The 16,384-nt window shown below is 59.7% G+C and carries 14 protein-coding genes; 1 reads left to right on the top strand and 13 read right to left on the bottom strand.

Annotated elements, in window-relative coordinates; genetic code table 11:
- Positions 1-89 precede the first annotated feature (89 nt).
- The 13 genes from trpC to ACSFE6_RS10515 form a co-directional block, all read right to left on the bottom strand.
- Positions 90-926 carry an indole-3-glycerol phosphate synthase TrpC gene (gene trpC / locus ACSFE6_RS10575; RefSeq protein ID WP_435427544.1) on the bottom strand — a complete coding sequence of 279 codons (837 nt, stop codon included), beginning with the start codon at positions 924-926 and terminating at the stop codon, positions 90-92.
- Positions 923-1,972 (bottom strand): anthranilate phosphoribosyltransferase, encoded by a 1,050-nt coding sequence (trpD, locus tag ACSFE6_RS10570; protein ID WP_435427543.1) that lies wholly within the window; start codon positions 1,970-1,972, stop codon positions 923-925. The genes trpC and trpD overlap by 4 nt, the downstream gene beginning before the upstream one ends.
- A 9-nt stretch (positions 1,973-1,981) precedes the next feature.
- Positions 1,982-2,575 carry an aminodeoxychorismate/anthranilate synthase component II gene (locus ACSFE6_RS10565; RefSeq protein WP_435427542.1) on the bottom strand — a complete coding sequence of 198 codons (594 nt, stop codon included), beginning with the start codon at positions 2,573-2,575 and terminating at the stop codon, positions 1,982-1,984.
- A gap of 113 nt (positions 2,576-2,688) precedes the next feature.
- Positions 2,689-4,170 (bottom strand): anthranilate synthase component I, encoded by a 1,482-nt coding sequence (gene trpE, locus ACSFE6_RS10560; RefSeq protein WP_435427541.1) that lies wholly within the window; start codon positions 4,168-4,170, stop codon positions 2,689-2,691.
- Between the two features lie 70 nt (positions 4,171-4,240).
- Positions 4,241-5,059 carry a phosphoglycolate phosphatase gene (locus ACSFE6_RS10555; RefSeq protein WP_435427540.1) on the bottom strand — a complete coding sequence of 273 codons (819 nt, stop codon included), beginning with the start codon at positions 5,057-5,059 and terminating at the stop codon, positions 4,241-4,243.
- Positions 5,056-5,730 carry a ribulose-phosphate 3-epimerase gene (gene rpe, locus ACSFE6_RS10550; protein ID WP_435427539.1) on the bottom strand — a complete coding sequence of 225 codons (675 nt, stop codon included), beginning with the start codon at positions 5,728-5,730 and terminating at the stop codon, positions 5,056-5,058. The genes ACSFE6_RS10555 and rpe overlap by 4 nt, the downstream gene beginning before the upstream one ends.
- Before the next feature lie 91 nt (positions 5,731-5,821).
- The gene (locus ACSFE6_RS10545; protein ID WP_435427538.1) at positions 5,822-6,970 is read right to left on the bottom strand and encodes an iron-containing alcohol dehydrogenase; all 1,149 of its coding nucleotides are present in this window, start codon (positions 6,968-6,970) and stop codon (positions 5,822-5,824) included.
- 222 nt (positions 6,971-7,192) lie between these two features.
- Positions 7,193-8,017: an ABC transporter permease gene (locus ACSFE6_RS10540; RefSeq protein WP_435427537.1), complete on the bottom strand. Its 825-nt coding sequence runs from the start codon at positions 8,015-8,017 to the stop codon at positions 7,193-7,195.
- A 12-nt stretch (positions 8,018-8,029) separates the two neighbouring features.
- Positions 8,030-9,277 (bottom strand): ABC transporter permease, encoded by a 1,248-nt coding sequence (locus ACSFE6_RS10535; RefSeq protein ID WP_435427536.1) that lies wholly within the window; start codon positions 9,275-9,277, stop codon positions 8,030-8,032.
- A gap of 193 nt (positions 9,278-9,470) precedes the next feature.
- The gene (locus ACSFE6_RS10530; RefSeq protein ID WP_008061579.1) at positions 9,471-10,514 is read right to left on the bottom strand and encodes an ABC transporter substrate-binding protein; all 1,044 of its coding nucleotides are present in this window, start codon (positions 10,512-10,514) and stop codon (positions 9,471-9,473) included.
- Positions 10,515-10,562: 48 nt separating this feature from the next.
- Positions 10,563-11,687, bottom strand: a complete 1,125-nt coding sequence (locus ACSFE6_RS10525) for an ABC transporter ATP-binding protein (RefSeq protein WP_435427535.1) — start codon at positions 11,685-11,687, stop codon at positions 10,563-10,565.
- Positions 11,688-12,033: 346 nt separating this feature from the next.
- A complete protein-coding gene (locus tag ACSFE6_RS10520; protein WP_435427534.1) occupies positions 12,034-12,663 on the bottom strand; it encodes a response regulator in 630 nt (209 codons plus the stop codon).
- A 140-nt stretch (positions 12,664-12,803) separates the two neighbouring features.
- On the bottom strand, positions 12,804-15,197 hold the full coding sequence (locus tag ACSFE6_RS10515; protein ID WP_435427533.1) for a PAS domain-containing sensor histidine kinase: 2,394 nt from the start codon (positions 15,195-15,197) through the stop codon (positions 12,804-12,806).
- 73 nt (positions 15,198-15,270) lie between these two features.
- Here ACSFE6_RS10515 and ACSFE6_RS10510 point away from each other — a divergent pair, with 73 nt between their 5' ends.
- On the top strand, positions 15,271-16,275 hold the full coding sequence (locus tag ACSFE6_RS10510; RefSeq protein WP_435427532.1) for an alpha/beta hydrolase family protein: 1,005 nt from the start codon (positions 15,271-15,273) through the stop codon (positions 16,273-16,275).
- The last annotated feature ends 109 nt before the right edge of the window (positions 16,276-16,384 follow it).

The raw sequence follows: 16,384 nt of genomic DNA, 5'->3' as shown, positions 1-16,384 counted from the left end.
TGTCTTCGCGAGCAGGCTCGCTCTCACAGTAGTGCGTGTATCGCCGATCTAATGTGGGAGCGAGCCTGCTCGCGAAGGGATCGACTCAATCAGTCGAGCGTAGAACCACTCACTGGAACACCACGCTCTGGAAAGAACAGACGCTGCAACTCGGTACCCGGGCTTTCGGCACGCATGAAAGCCTCACCGACCAGGAACGCGTAGACCTCGCTGATTTCCATCAATTCAACATCGGCACGATTGAGAATGCCGCTCTCGGTAATCACCAGACGATCGCGCGGGATACGCGGCAACAGGTCCAGGGTAGTTTCCAGACTGACATCGAACGTATGCAGGTTACGGTTGTTGATACCTACCAATGGCGTGTCGAGGGTTTTCAAGGCCCGCTCCAGCTCGTCGCCATCATGGACTTCCACCAACACATCGAGACCGACGCCTTTGGCTACCGATGCCAGCTCGGCCATTTTCACGTCATCCAGGGCGGAGACGATCAACAGCACGCAGTCGGCGCCCAAGGCACGGGCTTCGACGATCTGGTACGGATCAATCATGAAGTCCTTGCGGATCACCGGCAGTTTGCAAGCCGCGCGGGCCTGTTGCAGATACGCGTCGCCCCCCTGGAAGTAATCGATGTCGGTCAGTACCGACAGGCAGGTCGCGCCACCCTTCTCGTAGCTTTTGGCGATGTCGGCAGGCACGAAGTTCTCGCGGATCACGCCTTTGCTCGGCGATGCTTTCTTGATCTCGGCAATGACTGCCGGTTGTTTCAGTTTGGCCTGAGCCAGCAATGCCTGTGCAAATCCACGGGGTGTATCGGCCGCCTTGGCCAGGTTTTCCTGCTCCGCAAGGCTTACACGAGCGCTACGCTCGGCAACTTCCTCAACCTTGCGCGCCAGAATCTTTTCCAGAACCGTCGGTACACTCATCCCTCATTCTCCACTTTGAATACCGCGGTAAACGCACCCAGTTCTTCGAGCTTTTCCCGAGCGAGACCGGTGTGCAGGGCATCGTGCGCAAGCTCTACGCCCTGTTTCAAACTGCTGGCCAGGTCAGCGGCATACAGCGCTGCCCCGGCGTTGAGCACAATCATTTCAGCCGCTTTCTGGCCGTTCTCGGTTTTACGCTTGCCCAGCGCATCACGGATCAGCGCCAGCGAAGCATCCGGGCCTTCGACCGACAGGCCATGCAGGCTCTGGCTCTTCATGCCCAGATCTTCTGGTTCGACCCAGTACTCGGTGATCTGGTCATTTTTGAGTTCAGCAACAAAGGTAGGCGCCGCCAGGCTGAATTCGTCCAGACCGTCCTTCGAATGCACCACCAGCACATGCTTGCTGCCCAGACGCTGTAATACTTCGGCCAATGGCCGGCATAACGCATGGGTGAACACGCCCACCACCTGGTGTTTCACACCGGCCGGATTCGTAAGCGGGCCGAGCATGTTGAACAAGGTGCGCAAGCCAAGATCCTTGCGCGGGCCGGCGGCATACTTCATGGCTTTGTGATGGGTTTGGGCAAACATAAAGCCGATGCCGACGTTATCGATGCAGCGCGCCACTTGAACCGGCGTCAGGTTCAGATAGATGCCGGCCGCTTCGAGTAAATCGGCACTGCCGCTCTTGCCCGACACCGCACGGTTGCCATGCTTGGCTACGGTGCAACCGGCCGCAGCCACGACAAAAGCGGAAGCAGTCGACACGTTGAAAATATTGGCTCCGTCACCGCCGGTGCCGACCACATCGACCACGCCGTCGAGGGTCTTGAGCTCGACCTGGTCCGCCAACTCACGCATGACCGACACGGCGCCGACGATTTCATCGATGCTTTCGCTCTTCATCCGCATGGCCATCATGAACGCGCCAATCTGCGCATCCGTGCATTGCCCGGTCATGATTTCACGCATCACATCGCGCATTTCTTCGGTGCTGAGGTCGAGATGATCGACGATACGGCTCAGGGCTGTCTTGATATTCATGATTAGTCCTTAGCGCGTGCCGCCGGTTTGTTTGAGGAAGTTGGCGAACAGTTCGTGGCCCTGCTCGGTCAGGATCGACTCAGGGTGGAACTGCACGCCCTCGATGTTCAGGGTTTTGTGGCGCAGGCCCATGATCTCATCGACCGAACCGTCTTCGAACTGGGTCCAGGCGGTCAGCTCCAGGCAGTCGGGCAGAGTTTCGCGCTTTACGATCAATGAATGATAGCGGGTAACTGTCAGCGGATTATTCAGGCCGGCGAAGACACCCTTGTGTTCATGGAACACCGGGCTGGTCTTGCCGTGCATGACTTGCCGGGCACGGACGACATCACCGCCAAAGGCCTGGCCGATGGACTGATGGCCCAGGCACACACCGAGAATCGGCAGTTTGCCGCCGAAGTGTTTGATCACGTCAATCGAAACACCGGCCTCGGTCGGGGTGCAAGGACCAGGGGAAACGACGATGCGCTCAGGGTTGAGAGCTTCGATTTCGGCAACGGTCAATTCATCGTTGCGCACGACTTTGACCTGGGAGCCCAGCTCACCAAGGTATTGCACAACGTTGTAGGTAAAAGAGTCGTAGTTATCGATCATCAGCAACATGGCGTTAAGAACCTCTTGAATTCACTGACTTCTAATGCAGCCTTCGAATGAATACCCCGTTGCGGCCTGCGCTTGATCGGTCAAGGCGGCCGGCAGACGGGTCAGTTCATGGCTCAGCCTTGTGGAGTTTGTTCAGCCAGGGCAACGGCGCGGAACATCGCGCGGCGCTTGTTCAGGGTTTCTTCCCATTCCAGCGCCGGGACCGAATCGGCGACGATGCCGCCACCGGCCTGCACATGCAGCTCGCCGTTCTTGATCACCGCCGTGCGGATCGCAATGGCGGTGTCCATGTTGCCGTTCCAGGCGAAGTAGCCGACGGCGCCGCCGTAGACACCGCGCTTGACCGGCTCCAGTTCATCGATGATTTCCATCGCACGAATTTTCGGCGCGCCGGACAGGGTCCCCGCCGGCAGAATCGCCCGCAGCGCATCCATCGCCGTCAAGCCGGCCTTCAATTGGCCAGTGACGTTGGACACGATGTGCATCACATTGGAATAACGCTCGATGACCATTTTTTCGGTGAGTTTCACCGAACCGACTTCCGACACTCGACCGGTGTCGTTGCGGCCCAGGTCAATCAGCATCAAATGCTCGGCGATTTCCTTGTCGTCCGAGAGCAGATCTTTTTCCAGCGCCAGGTCAGCCTCTTCGTTGGCCCCGCGCGGGCGAGTGCCGGCAATCGGGCGCACGGTGATCAGGTTGTCTTCGACCCGCACCAGCACTTCCGGTGAACTGCCGACGACATGGAAATCGCCGAAGTTGAAGAAGTACATGTACGGCGTCGGGTTGAAGCAACGCAGCGCGCGGTACAGATCGATCGGTGCCGCCTTGAAGTCGATCGACATGCGCTGGGACGGCACAACCTGCATGCAGTCACCGGCCAGGATGTACTCCTTGATGGTGTCGACGGCTTTTTCGTAATCGTCCTGGGTAAAACTGGAGCGGAACACCGGATCGGCCGCTTGCTGCTTGCTGAAATCCAGGCCACGGCGCGGCGTGATCGGCTGACGGAGCTTTTCCAGCAGCTCTTCCAGGCGCGCGCGGCCTTGCTCGAAGGCGTCTTCCTGGGCCGGGTCAGCCAGGACGATCGCGTGCATCTTGCCGGCCAGGTTGTCGAACACCACTACGGCGTCGGAGACCATCAGCAGAATGTCCGGCACGCCCAGCGGATCCGGGTTCGGGCACTTGCCCAGGCGCTTCTCCACGTAACGCACGCAGTCGTAACCGAAGTAGCCCACCAGGCCACCGTTGAAGCGCGGCAGGCCGGCGATGGTCGGCACGTTATAGCGGGCCTTGAAGGCTTCAACGAAGGCCAGCGGATCTTCGACGTCATGGCTTTCGGTTTCGACGCCATCAACGGTCACGCTGACGTGATGATCATGGACACGCAGCACGGTGCGGCACGGCAGGCCGATGATCGAATAGCGACCCCATTTTTCGCCGCCCTGCACCGACTCCAGCAGGTAGGAGTTGGGCTCGTCGGCCAGTTTCAGGTAGATCGACAGCGGTGTGTCGAAGTCGGCCAGGGTTTCGCAGGCAAGCGGGATGCGGTTGTAGCCGGCAGCGGCCAAACGCAGGAATTCTTCGCGGATCATGATGTGCCTCGTGGCTTGAGGGTCTAACAGTCAGGTATGCAAACGCGCCGGATGACCGGCCAGGAAAAAGTCAGGCGCGCCAACGCCAGCGGGCCAGGGCCTTGATGACTTTCATCCAGAGTTTGCGAGTGACCACCACGATGGAATTTCCAGGAGGGGATTGAGGAGCGTCGGGCAACGTTATCTCAGCGGCCTGATCCAGGCAACCGGGAATTAGCTTGCGCAGATCGTCGATCACCAGCGATGGCGACTCCTCGGCGATTGGACGGCCATGGTTATAGCCATAGCTCAGGGCCACGCACTTGACTCCTGCCGCTTTCGCCGCCAGCACATCGCTACGCGAATCGCCAACGAACAAGGATTGCGACGCCGGAATGTTGGTCATTTTCATCACGAAAAACAGCGCGGCCGGGTCCGGTTTTTTCTGTGGCAAGGTGTCACCGCCGATGATCAGGCGGAAATAACGGCCGATTTTCATCTGATCCAGCAGCGGCGCGACGAAGCGCTCCGGCTTGTTGGTGATCAGTGCCATCTCGACGCCCTGCTTCTGCAGCCATTTCAGGGTGTCGCGCACGCCGGGGTAGACCACGGTCAGCTCATGGCTTTCGCCGTAAGCCTGCATGAAAATCTCCAGTGCACTTTCGGCCTCGGCGTCATCGACCGCCGAATGGTCGAGACCACCGGCCAGCGCACGACGGACCAGCACCGGCGCACCATTGCCAACCCACTCGCGAACCGCCGCGATACCGGCCGGGGCACGCCCGAGTTTGAGCAGCATGTTATCCACAGCCGCCGCAAGGTCCGGAACCGAGTCGATCAACGTGCCATCCAGATCGAACATCACCAACCTTGGCAGACGTCCCGGGAACAACTGCTCGAAACCACTCATGAGCGAGCCAGTGCCAGTTCGGAACGCATTTTCTCGATCACTTCCTGGTAGTCCGGGGCATTGAAAATTGCCGAGCCGGCGACAAAGGTGTCGGCGCCCGCAGCGGCGATTTCACGAATGTTGTTCGCATTCACGCCGCCGTCGATCTCCAGGCGAATGTCGCGACCGGAAGCGTCGATCAAGGCTCGCGCTTCGCGCAGCTTGTCGAGGGTGCCGGGAATGAACTTCTGCCCGCCGAAGCCCGGGTTGACGCTCATCAGCAGAATCATGTCGACCTTGTCCATCACGTACTTGAGCACATCCAACGGAGTCGCCGGGTTGAACACCAGGCCCGACTTGCAACCACCTTCGCGGATCAATTGCAGGGAGCGGTCGATGTGTTGGGTGGCTTCCGGGTGGAAGGTGATGTAGGTCGCGCCGGCTTCGATGAAGTCACCCACGATGCGGTCCACCGGGCTGACCATCAGGTGCGCATCGATCGGCGCTGTCACGCCGTACTTGCGCAGCGCCGAACACACCATCGGGCCGATGGTCAGGTTTGGCACGTAGTGGTTGTCCATGACATCGAAGTGCACGAAGTCGGCGCCAGCGGCCAGGACGTTGTCCACTTCCTCACCCAGGCGGGCGAAGTCTGCGGAGAGAATTGACGGAGCAATTACGAAGGGCTGCATGACGGACCTTTTCTGAGCTAAATCACGATGGCGCGCATTGTATACCTCATGCTTTGAAGCGCGCACCGTGACCGCGATGATTGGGCTGTGCCTAGTAAGCCGCGCGATAGATTTTCTCGATATCGACAGCACTGAGTTTGCGCGGATTATTGCGCATCAGACGCTCGATCCCCGCGGCTTCCGTGGCCATGGCCGGAATGGCGTCCTCGGGAACCCCGAAACTGCGCAACCCTGATGGGATCTCCACCGCGGCGCACAGCGCGCTCATGGCCTCCACGCCTTTGTCGGCCGCCTCATTGGCACTTAGATGAGCGGTCTTCACTCCCATGGCCTCGGCAATATCCTGCATGCGTTCGACACACGCCATCTTGTTCCAGGTCATGACATAGGGCAGCAACAAGGCATTGCTCACGCCATGGGCGATGTTGAAGCGTCCGCCCAATGGATACGCCAGCGCATGCACCGCACCGACGCCAGCATTGCCAAACGCCATGCCGGCCATCAGGCTGGCAGTGGCCATGTCTTCGCGGGCCTGCAGGTTAGACGGATTGGCGTAGGCTTTGGGCAAGGCCTTGGCGATCAGCTTGATCGCTCCGATGGCCAGCGCGTCGGTAATCGGCGACGCATTGACCGACAGATAGGATTCGATGGCATGCACCAGCGCATCGACGCCACTGGCGGCGGTGACACTGCGCGGGCAGGTCAGGGTCATTTGTGGGCTGACCAGCGCAACATCCGGCAACAGGTAGTCGCTGACGATCCCCTTCTTCAATAGCGCGACCTTGTCGGAGAGGATCGCCACGTTGGTCACTTCGGAACCGGTGCCGGCAGTGGTTGGAATCGCGATCAGCGGCGGGCCTTTGCGCGGCACTTGTTCCACGCCGAACAAGTCCTCCAGTGCGCCGTGGTATCCGGCATAGGCGGCTACGCTCTTGGCGATATCGATGGCACTGCCGCCACCCAGACCGATCAACCCATCGTGACCACCCTCGCGGTAAACCCGCATGCAATCTTCGACGATGGCAATTTCCGGGTCAGGCTGTACTCGATCGAAGATTTCAAAAGGTCGGTCCCCCAACTGTGCCAGCGCCAGCTCTACCGTTCCGGACTTGACCAGGGCGGCATCGGTGACGATCAGCGGGTTGTCGATGTCAAGCCGCGTCATTTCCGCCGACAGTTGCTCGATGGCCCCTGCGCCGGTGATCAGTTTGTGAGCGATTTTGAAAGAGGAAAGACCCATGTGCGCAGCCTCTTATAGATGTGGGAGCTGGGCACAATAGTAGCTGGGGATTTCGGGTTGGTTGGTATTCAGGTCGTGAATGATCACGGTTTACGGGAATACCAAAAAACACTGTAGGAGCGAGCTTGCTCGCGATGAACCAGAGAGCGACGCGGGCATTCAGAAGGCACGCGTTATCGTTGGCGACCATCGCGAGCAAGCTCGCTCCTACAGGGGATCGTGTCAAACTTGAGCGGTACGCAGTTTTTCGCTACGCCCGCGCAGCCACTCCAGGGTCAGCAGCAGGATCACAGAGAACGCGATCAGTAGCGTCGCGGCGGCGGCGATGGTCGGGCTGAGGTTTTCGCGGATACCGCTGAACATCTGCCGTGGCAGCGTCGCTTGCTCAGGACCGGCGAGGAACAGTGTCACTACCACTTCGTCGAACGAGGTGGCGAAAGCGAACAGTGCACCGGAAATCACACCGGGTGCGATCAACGGTAATGTCACACGACGGAACGCCACCAGTGGCGAGGCACCCAGGCTCGCAGCGGCACGCACCAGATTCTGGTTAAAGCCCTGCAAGGTCGCCGACACCGTGATGATCACGAACGGCACACCCAACACAGCGTGCACCACGATCAGCGAGAAGAAACTGTTGCCCAGGCCCAGCGGCGCGAAGAACAGATAACTGGCCACACCGATGATGACTACCGGCACCACCATCGGTGAAATGACCAGGGCCATCACCAGCGCCTTGCCCGGGAAGTCGCCACGGGTCAGGCCAATCGCGGCCAGCGTTCCGAACACCATGGCCAACACCGTGGCCGCCGGGGCGACGATGATGCTGTTCTTCAGTGCCCGCATCCACTCCGCCGACGCGAAGAAGTCGTGGTACCACTGCAGCGAGAAGCCCTGCATCGGGTACACCAGAAAGCTGCCGGCGTTGAACGACAACGGAATGATGACCAGCACCGGCAGGATCAGGAACAGCAAAATCAGGCCGCAGAGAATCCGCAAGCTGTAGAACCACACCCGTTCGATGGGCGACATATAAGGACTCAGCATTTCATTCTCCCCTTAGCTCAGGCGCAGGCGACTCGCGCCCACCAGCCAGCTGTAAATCAGATAAAGCACCACGGTTGCCAGGAGCAGCAGCCCGCCGAGTGCGGTCGCCATACCCCAGTTGATACTGGTGTTGGTGTAGAAAGCGACGAAGTAGCTGACCATCTGATCGTTCGGGCTACCCAGCAACGCCGGGGTGATGTAGTAGCCGATGGCGAGGATGAACACCAACAGGCAACCGGCGCCGACACCGGCATAGGTTTGCGGGAAGTACACCCGCCAGAAGCTGGCAAATGGATGACAGCCCAGGGAAATCGCTGCACGCATATAGGTTGGCGAGATGCCTTTCATCACGCTGTAGATCGGCAGGATCATGAACGGCAGCAGGATGTGCACCATGGAGATGTAGACACCGATGCGGTTGAACACCAGCTCCACCGGTTTATCGATGATGCCCATGGCCATCAGGCCGCTGTTGATCAAACCACCCGATTGCAGCAAGACGATCCACGCTGCGACTCGCACCAGGATCGATGTCCAGAACGGCAGCAGCACCAGAATCATCAGCAGGTTGCTCTGCCGCGACGGCAGGTTCGCCAATAGGTAAGCCAATGGATAGGCCAGCACCAGGCAGATCACGGTGATGATCAGGCCCATCCAGAAGGTACGGGCAAAAATGTCGAGATAGATGGCTTGGTCGGGGGTAGCCGGCGCCAGTTCACCGAGGTCATCGATGCGGTGATCGACGGCGGCCAGCAGGTAATACGGGGTGATGCTGCTGGTGTTGCGACGTACGGCTTGCCAGTAGGCCGGGTCGCCCCAGCGCTCGTCGAGGCCTTCCAGTGCTTCTTTATAAGAGGCCGGTTCTGCGGTGAACGGCAAGGCGCGGGCGGTTTTGGTCAGCAGGCTGCGGTAGCCGGCCAGCTCCATGTTCAAGCGTTTGGACAGGTCGCCCAAGGTCTGGTTTTTGCGGGCCTCGGCGAGGTCTTCGCTGGCCGCCTTGTAAACCGGTTCAGCGGGCAGGCCACGGCCGTCCCAACTGGCGATGGCCGCCACGGTGCGCGGCATGCCACCGACCACTTCCGGGTTGCCGACGCTTTTGTAGAGTAGCGCCGCGATTGGCACCAGGAACACCAGCAAAAGAAACAGCACCAACGGCGCGATCAACGCCTGGGCCTTCCAGCGGTTGACCCGCTCGGCATGCTTGAGCCGTTGCTTCAAGGTGGGGTCGGTGCCCGCGTTCACGGGAACGGCGATAGCCATGGCGTACTCCGGAAATCTTTGATCAATCGATAATGTGGGAGAGCTTGTGTGGCGAGCGAGCTTGCTCGCGCTGGGCTGCGAAGCGGCCCCAAAATTCTGTTGCCCGTAGCCAATTTTGTGAGTGCTACGCACTCAAGCGGGAGCAAGCTCCCTCGCCACAAAAGCTCGCCCCACAGGAGGGCGAGCCCTCTATTTATTTCGCAGCCCAGGAATTGAAGCGCTGCTCCAGTTGCTCGCCGTTATCAGCCCAGAAGCTGACGTCGATCTGCACCTGGTTGGCGATGTTTTCCGGGGTGGTCGGCATGTCTTTCAGGACATCCTTGGCCAACAACGGTACGGCTTGGGTGTTAGCCGGACCGTAGGCGATGTTTTCCGAGTAGGTTTTCTGCTGCTGTGGTTGCACCGAGAAAGCGATGAACTTCTTCGCCGCGTCAGCCCGTGCCTTGTCCAGACCTTTTGGAATGGCCCATGCGTCAAAGTCGTAGATGCCGCCGTTCCATACCACTTTCAGGTTGCTTTCTTTTTGCACGGCAGCGATTCGGCCGTTGTAGGCCGAGCTCATGACCACGTCACCCGAGGCCAGGTATTGCGGTGGTTGTGCACCGGCTTCCCACCACTGGATGTTTGGCTTGAGTTCGTCGAGTTTCTTGAATGCGCGATCCTGACCGTCCTTGCCGGCCAGCACTTTGTAGACGTCCTTCGGCGCAACACCGTCGGCCATCAGCGCGAATTCCAGGGTGTACTTGGCGCCTTTACGCAGGCCGCGCTTGCCCGGGAACTGCTTGGTATCCCAGAAGTCCGCCCAGCTGGTTGGTGCGGTTTTCAGCTTGTCGGCGTTGTAGGCCAACACGGTCGACCACACGAAGAAGCCCACGCCGCAAGGCTGGATAGCGCCCTTTACGTAGTCTTCGGTCTTGCCGAACAAAGCAGGGTCCAACTGCTCGAACATGTCTTCGTCGCAGCCACGGGACAGTTCCGGCGATTCAACTTCTACCAGATCCCAGGACACGCTCTTGGTGTCGACCATGGCTTTGACCTTGGCCATCTCACCGTTGTACTCGCCCGCCACGATCTTGCCGTTGCCCGCTGCTTCCCACGGTGCGTAGAAGGCTTTGACCTGCGCTGCCTTGTTCGCCCCGCCAAAGGACACCACGGTCAGGTCGGGGCCTGCGGCCATCGCGCTCGCTGCCCCCATCATGCCCAGTGCCAGAGCGGTGAATTTCAGGGATCTCAACATTTATTGTTCTCTCCACGTGCAGGGTTGGTGTTGGTATTACCGGGGCGATCAGTTCGCCTCTAGAATCGGGTCGAGCGCGCGAACGTGCTCGACCTGCCAGCCAAGCGGAACCACGTCGCCGACCGCGAGCGCGGGATCGAGCTCGGCAATCGGTTGTTTCACGAAGAAGTCGGTCTTGCCACAGACTTCCAGGCGAACCCGGACGTGGTCGCCCAGATAGATGAATTCCTCTACCCGTCCCGAGAAGCGATTGCTGCAAGACTCGCTGGAACCGTTGAGGCTCACGCGCTCCGGACGAATGGACAAGGTCACCGGCTCGCCGGTCTTACCGACATTCACGGCCAGTGCTTCAACTTTTTCACCACGGCCCAGCTCGACAATGCAGCGGTCGCCGGTCTGACTGTGCAAGCGGCCATTGAGTCGGTTGTTTTCGCCGATAAAGTTGGCGACGAAGGTGTTTTTCGGCTCTTCGTAGAGGGTGCGTGGTGGTGCGATCTGCTGGATCTCGCCTTGATGGAATACCGCCACGCGGTCGGACATGGTCAGGGCTTCGCCCTGGTCGTGGGTCACGTAAACCACGGTCACGCCCAAGCGCTGGTGCAGGTGCTTGATTTCCATCTGCATGTGTTCACGCAGTTGCTTGTCGAGTGCGCCGAGCGGTTCGTCCATCAGCACCAGTTGCGGCTCGAACACCAAGGCACGGGCCAGTGCCACACGCTGCTGCTGGCCACCGGACAATTGTGCCGGGTAACGCTGCGCAAAAGCATCGAGCTGCACCATGCTCAGCACGCGCTTGACCTTGTCGCTGACGTCACTCTTGTTCATACCGCGTACGGTCAGCGGGAACGCCAGGTTCTCAGCGACCGTCATGTGCGGAAACAACGCATAGTTCTGGAACACCATGCCGATGTCGCGCTTGTGCGGCGGCACGTTGTTGATGGCACGCCCGGCCAGCAGGATTTCGCCCGCGGTCGGTGTTTCGAAACCGGCGAGCATCATCAGGCTGGTGGTCTTGCCGGAGCCGGACGGCCCGAGCAAGGTGAGGAATTCGCCTTTGCGAATTTCCAGGTTGAGGTCTTTGACGATCAGGTTCTCGCCGTCGTAGCTCTTCTGCACTCCACGAAAGCTGACCAGTACATCATTGGCCCCTGCGCTTGAATCGACCTGGCTCATACCCACACCTTTGTTGTTGATGACTGCTGTGGACTAAGCCTAGTGGACGCTGGAACCTGCGCAAATCGGGACGCAGGAGAGAATCGCCTCAGCCGGATGGAAGGTTGGGGGTAGGGATTGCCCTACAAGGATGGCGCGTTTGGACAAACGCAGTGGGCAGTTTTCAGCTGCAAGCGACAAGTTAAGGCAAAAGCAGTATCGAGGTGTGTCGTAAATGGATAAGTCCCCCCTACTGTAGGAGCGAGCTTGCTCGCGATGGTCGTCAACGCTAACGCGGGAAACCTGATCCCCCGAGATATTCTCGAGTTCATCGCGAGCGAGCTCGCTCCTACAGGGAGACCGGATATCAGAGGAGCTTGTGCTCCATCGCATATTTCACCAGCTCGGCCAGCGAGGTGATATTGAGTTTCTGCATCAATCGCGCCTTATGGGTGCTGATGGTTTTGCTGCTCAACGCCAGTTGCTGGGCGATGTCATTGACGTTGGCGCCCTGGGCCAGGCGCTCGAACACCGAAAACTCCCGCTCGGAGAGCAACGAATGCAACGGTCGCGAATCGGTCAGGCCGACTTCGAAGACCATGCGGTCGGCCAGTTCCGGATCGATATAACGCCCGCCTGCCGCGACCCGGCGGATAGCCGTCAGCAGCAGCGCCGGATCGCTGTCTTTGGTTGCGTAACCGGCTGCGCCGACTTTCAACGCCCGCGCCGCCATCTGCGCTTCATCGTGCATCGACAACACCAGGATCACTGGCGGGTTGTTCAGTGCGCGAATCCGTGGAATCGCCTCCAGGCCGTTAACGCCCGGCATGGAGATATCAAGCAACACCACTTCGCAGGGCACATGCCGTAGGGTCTCAAGCAACTGCTCGCCATTGCTCGCCTCCCCCACCACCTGCAAGTCCTTGGCCAGGCCGATCAATTGCTTGATGCCTTCGCGGACGATGGTGTGGTCTTCGGCTACCAGTACACGAATCACGTTATTCTCCAGATTCAAGATCTTTCGCGAGCAGGCTCGCTCCCACAGAGTTTTGTGTCGCTGCACAAATATTTTTCATACCCGGATCATTGTGGGAGTGAGCCTGCTCGCGAAGGCGTCAGACTAGGCGATATAACTTCTCAGCCCCTATCCAAAGGCACTCGCACGATCAACGTCGTGCCCTCACCCGGCTCACTCTCAAGCGATAACTGCCCACCCATGATCAACACCCGCTCACGCATGCCAACCAATCCGAAGGATGCCGGTCTTTCGGTTGCAGCGATAAATCCTACGCCATCATCGCTGACCGTCAGACACAACTCGTCGCCTTCTCGGGTTAGCGTCAGCTCCACAGTATGCGCCTGGGCGTGACGCATGACATTGGTCAGTGCCTCCTGAAGGATTCGGAACAGACCGATCGCCTTGGCGTCGCTGAGCACTGGTAAATTGTCCGGCACCTGAACCAGACACGGGATCTGCGTACGCGCTTCGAAACGACGAGCCTGCCATTCGATGGCCGAGGCGATGCCAGCGTCGAGAATCGGTGGCCGCAGCGCCGTCGCCACATCACGCACCAGCTGGAACAATTGAGCGATCAAGCGCTTCATGCTGTTCAAGCGTTCGTGCAGACCGGGGTCGAGCTGCGCATAGGCCAGTTCACACATGGACGTTTCCAGCTTGAGCACGGTCAGCATCTGACCCAGCTCGTCGTGTACCTCCCGGGCAATACGGGCCTTTTCCTCTTCGCGCACGCTCTCCAGGTGTGCAGACAATTCCCGCAACTGCTCCCGGGAGCTGGCCAGTTCCAACTCGATGCGCTTGCTTTCGCTGATGTCCCAGACAATGCCGTCCCAAACGAAGGCACCGTCCTCCAGTTGCCGGGTAATCGCCTTGATTTCCGCCCAGCGTTGTTCACCTTGGCGCGTGAGAATCCGACCTTGCCAAGACCAGTCGCTGTCGGTGTCCAGCGCATGGTCCTGGGTCTGGTGATAACTGGCCTTGTCGTCCGGATGCACCAGGCTGCGCAGGCCTTTGTCGCGATGGGCCAGGGTGGCCGGCGAATAACCCACCAGACTCTCGCTGCCTTCACTGATGTAGGCAAAATCGATCTGGCCTGTCACCGGCGCCCGCTCCAGCCGAAAGACCAGCCCGGGAACGTTCGCCGCGATCCCCTGCAACCGCGCTTCACTTTCCTGCAAGGCGGCCAGGGCACGACGACGCTCGGTCACGTCGGTCAGGTAGACCACCAGGTACTCGCCATCTCGAAAGCGCAGAAAGCTCAGCGAAACATCCGTCGGCAGGATGCTGCCGTCAGCCCGTAGACAATTGGTTTCGAAGCTTTGCGGTGATTCGTCGCTGGCCCTGGCACGCTTCCACAGGTTCAACCAGCGATCCATGTGCAGGCCGGGTTCGAAGTCGATCAATGGCCGGTCGATGATCCCGTCTGGCGGATACCCCAGCATGGTCTCGGCTGCGCGATTGGCATAGCGCACGTGACTGTCCCAGTTGACCCACAGGATGCCGACGGTGCTTTGATCGATGGAAAACTGGGTGAGCCGCAGGGCTTCTTCACTGGCAGCGCGCAAGGCAATGTCGTCCTGCGCCGCGGCCAATCGCAATTCAAGGCTGTGCTGCTGGCGGCGCTGCCATAGCACGATGGCCATGCTGCTCAGCGCCAGCACCAATAACAGCAGGCAGAGGTTTTGCCAGAAACCCGGCGACTCGGTAAGCCGGGGATACTTGGGTTGCAACCATTGATTGTGCAGTGCTTCAAGGTCCTTGGCCGGGATCGCCCGCAATGCACTTTCGACGATGCCGGCCAATTCCGGCTTGTCGCGACGGGTAGCGACCCGCAGCAACTGCGGCAAGCCGATGTCACCCACCACCACCAACCCGGCGAATTCCGGTTCGATGGACAGACGCCCCAATTGTGCCTCATCGACCACCGCGTAACCGGCTTGCTGGCTCAACAACAATTGCAGTGCCTGCCGCTCGACCGGAACGCCCTGAAGGTTCAGGTGCGGATAGTTGCCACGCAGGTAATCCGCTGTGGCACTGGGCATGCGCACGGCGACGCGGGTCTGGCTGTCGAGTTTTTCCAACTCCACCGTGCCGGTGCTTTTCTGGTCGCTGACCACCAGTTGCGGCACCCGCATGTAAGGATCGGAAAACTGCCAAAGACGCAAGCCACCGGGGGTTTGGGTCAACCCCGGGGCAATGTCGATTTCGCCTGCGCGGGCCGCCGCCTCCAATTGCTCAAGGTCGGGAAAGTTACGCCAGCTCAGCTCGACGTTCAGCGTCCTGGCCAGCCGTTTCATCAGTTCGACATTGACCCCGGATAGACGCTGCAGGCGACGATCGTACTGTGCGTAGGGCGCTTGCAGGACCAACCCTACCCGTAATTCGTCCTGCTGCGCCAACCACTGCTGTTGCTTGGGCGACAAGACGGCAATATGCGCAGGGGGCACAGCCGCCCAGCCCATCAAGGGAAACCACAAGCAGCCGATAACCCACAGGCAGCGAAAACGCATCATCGAACTCTCACACCCTGACAAAAACTGATCAACCCATTAGGCTGCCGGAATAAATTCTGGCCTGGAATATCCGATGCCCCCTGTCTACCGCCTGGCACTGCCAGCATTGTGCCTGTCGCTGATTCTGCCATGTGCTTTTTCCGTCGAGGCTGCCGATCCGGCGCCTGCCGCCACGCCTGATGCCACGCAAACGCCCGCCGAAGAAAAACCGGTCGAGCGACAACCGCTGCCTGAGCGTAGTCAGGAAGAAGCGACAGCACTCGAGCGAAAAATTCCTGCCCAGGAGCAGCAGCAACTGCAAGCCGGCAGCGATACGTTCCTGGCCTTGTGGATACCGGCCAATACTGCCGATCCCAAAGGTGCGGTGATTATCATCCCGGGCGCCGGCGAAACCGTTGACTGGCCGCAAGCAATCGGCCCGTTGCGGCGCAATCTGCCCAACGCACAATGGAGCAGCCTGAGTATCACCTTGCCGGACTTGCAAAGCGATGTCATTGCGCCACGTACCGTGGAAGTGCCGCCAACGCCCAAAACACCGGAAGCCGGCAGCAAGGACTCGACCACCGCGGCCCCTATCGAGCAGGTTGCCGGCGGTGAAGCCGAAGTGACTGACAAACCCGCCGCCGAAACCAGCGAAGAACAGTCAAAAGCCGATGCCGAGCGGATCTTCGCCCGTATCGACGCCGCCATTGCGTTCGCCGAACAGCAAAGTGCTCGTAGCATTGTCGTGTTGGGGCATGGCACTGGAGCATATTGGGCCGCGCGCTATCTGAGCGAGAAGCAGCCATCGCAAGTGGAGAGGCTTGTCATGGTGGCGGCCCAGACACCCGCCCAGGCAAAACCTGTGCTGGACGAACTCGCACCGAACCTGAAGCTGCCCACCGCAGACCTCTTCTATATGGACAAGCCGCAGGATCGCAACGCGGCACTGGCCCGCCTGCAAGCCAGCAAGCGCTTGAAGAGCTCGGCATTCAGCCAGGTGTCACTCAAGGCCTTGCCGGGTGATGCCAAGGCGCAGCAGGAACAGTTGGTTCGCCGGGTGCGGGGCTGGCTGAATCCGCAGAATGCGACAGATTGACGGACCGAGTCGCCCCATTCGCGAGCAGGCTCGCTCCCAAGCTTGATCTTCAGTGTTCGAAAATCCAGTGTGGGAGCGAGCCTGCTCGCGAAGACGGAAGCACCAACAA

The organism is Pseudomonas baetica, from assembly GCF_051216495.1.
GTDB classification, from domain to species: domain Bacteria; phylum Pseudomonadota; class Gammaproteobacteria; order Pseudomonadales; family Pseudomonadaceae; genus Aquipseudomonas; species Aquipseudomonas baetica_B.
This window is presented reverse-complemented; position numbering and strand designations above follow the sequence as displayed.

Bases quoted from the DNA above. Each gene is read 5' to 3' on its own strand.
- trpC (WP_435427544.1), bottom strand. From the start codon at position 926: ATGAGTGTACCGACGGTTCTGGAAAAGATTCTGGCGCGCAAGGTTGAG.
- trpD (WP_435427543.1), bottom strand. From the start codon at position 1,972: ATGAATATCAAGACAGCCCTGAGCCGTATCGTCGATCATCTCGACCTC.
- ACSFE6_RS10565 (WP_435427542.1), bottom strand. From the start codon at position 2,575: ATGTTGCTGATGATCGATAACTACGACTCTTTTACCTACAACGTTGTG.
- trpE (WP_435427541.1), bottom strand. From the start codon at position 4,170: ATGATCCGCGAAGAATTCCTGCGTTTGGCCGCTGCCGGCTACAACCGC.
- ACSFE6_RS10555 (WP_435427540.1), bottom strand. From the start codon at position 5,059: ATGAGTGGTTTCGAGCAGTTGTTCCCGGGACGTCTGCCAAGGTTGGTG.
- rpe (WP_435427539.1), bottom strand. From the start codon at position 5,730: ATGCAGCCCTTCGTAATTGCTCCGTCAATTCTCTCCGCAGACTTCGCC.
- ACSFE6_RS10545 (WP_435427538.1), bottom strand. From the start codon at position 6,970: ATGGGTCTTTCCTCTTTCAAAATCGCTCACAAACTGATCACCGGCGCA.
- ACSFE6_RS10540 (WP_435427537.1), bottom strand. From the start codon at position 8,017: ATGCTGAGTCCTTATATGTCGCCCATCGAACGGGTGTGGTTCTACAGC.
- ACSFE6_RS10535 (WP_435427536.1), bottom strand. From the start codon at position 9,277: ATGGCTATCGCCGTTCCCGTGAACGCGGGCACCGACCCCACCTTGAAG.
- ACSFE6_RS10530 (WP_008061579.1), bottom strand. From the start codon at position 10,514: ATGTTGAGATCCCTGAAATTCACCGCTCTGGCACTGGGCATGATGGGG.
- ACSFE6_RS10525 (WP_435427535.1), bottom strand. From the start codon at position 11,687: ATGAGCCAGGTCGATTCAAGCGCAGGGGCCAATGATGTACTGGTCAGC.
- ACSFE6_RS10515 (WP_435427533.1), bottom strand. From the start codon at position 15,197: ATGATGCGTTTTCGCTGCCTGTGGGTTATCGGCTGCTTGTGGTTTCCC.
- ACSFE6_RS10510 (WP_435427532.1), top strand. From the start codon at position 15,271: ATGCCCCCTGTCTACCGCCTGGCACTGCCAGCATTGTGCCTGTCGCTG.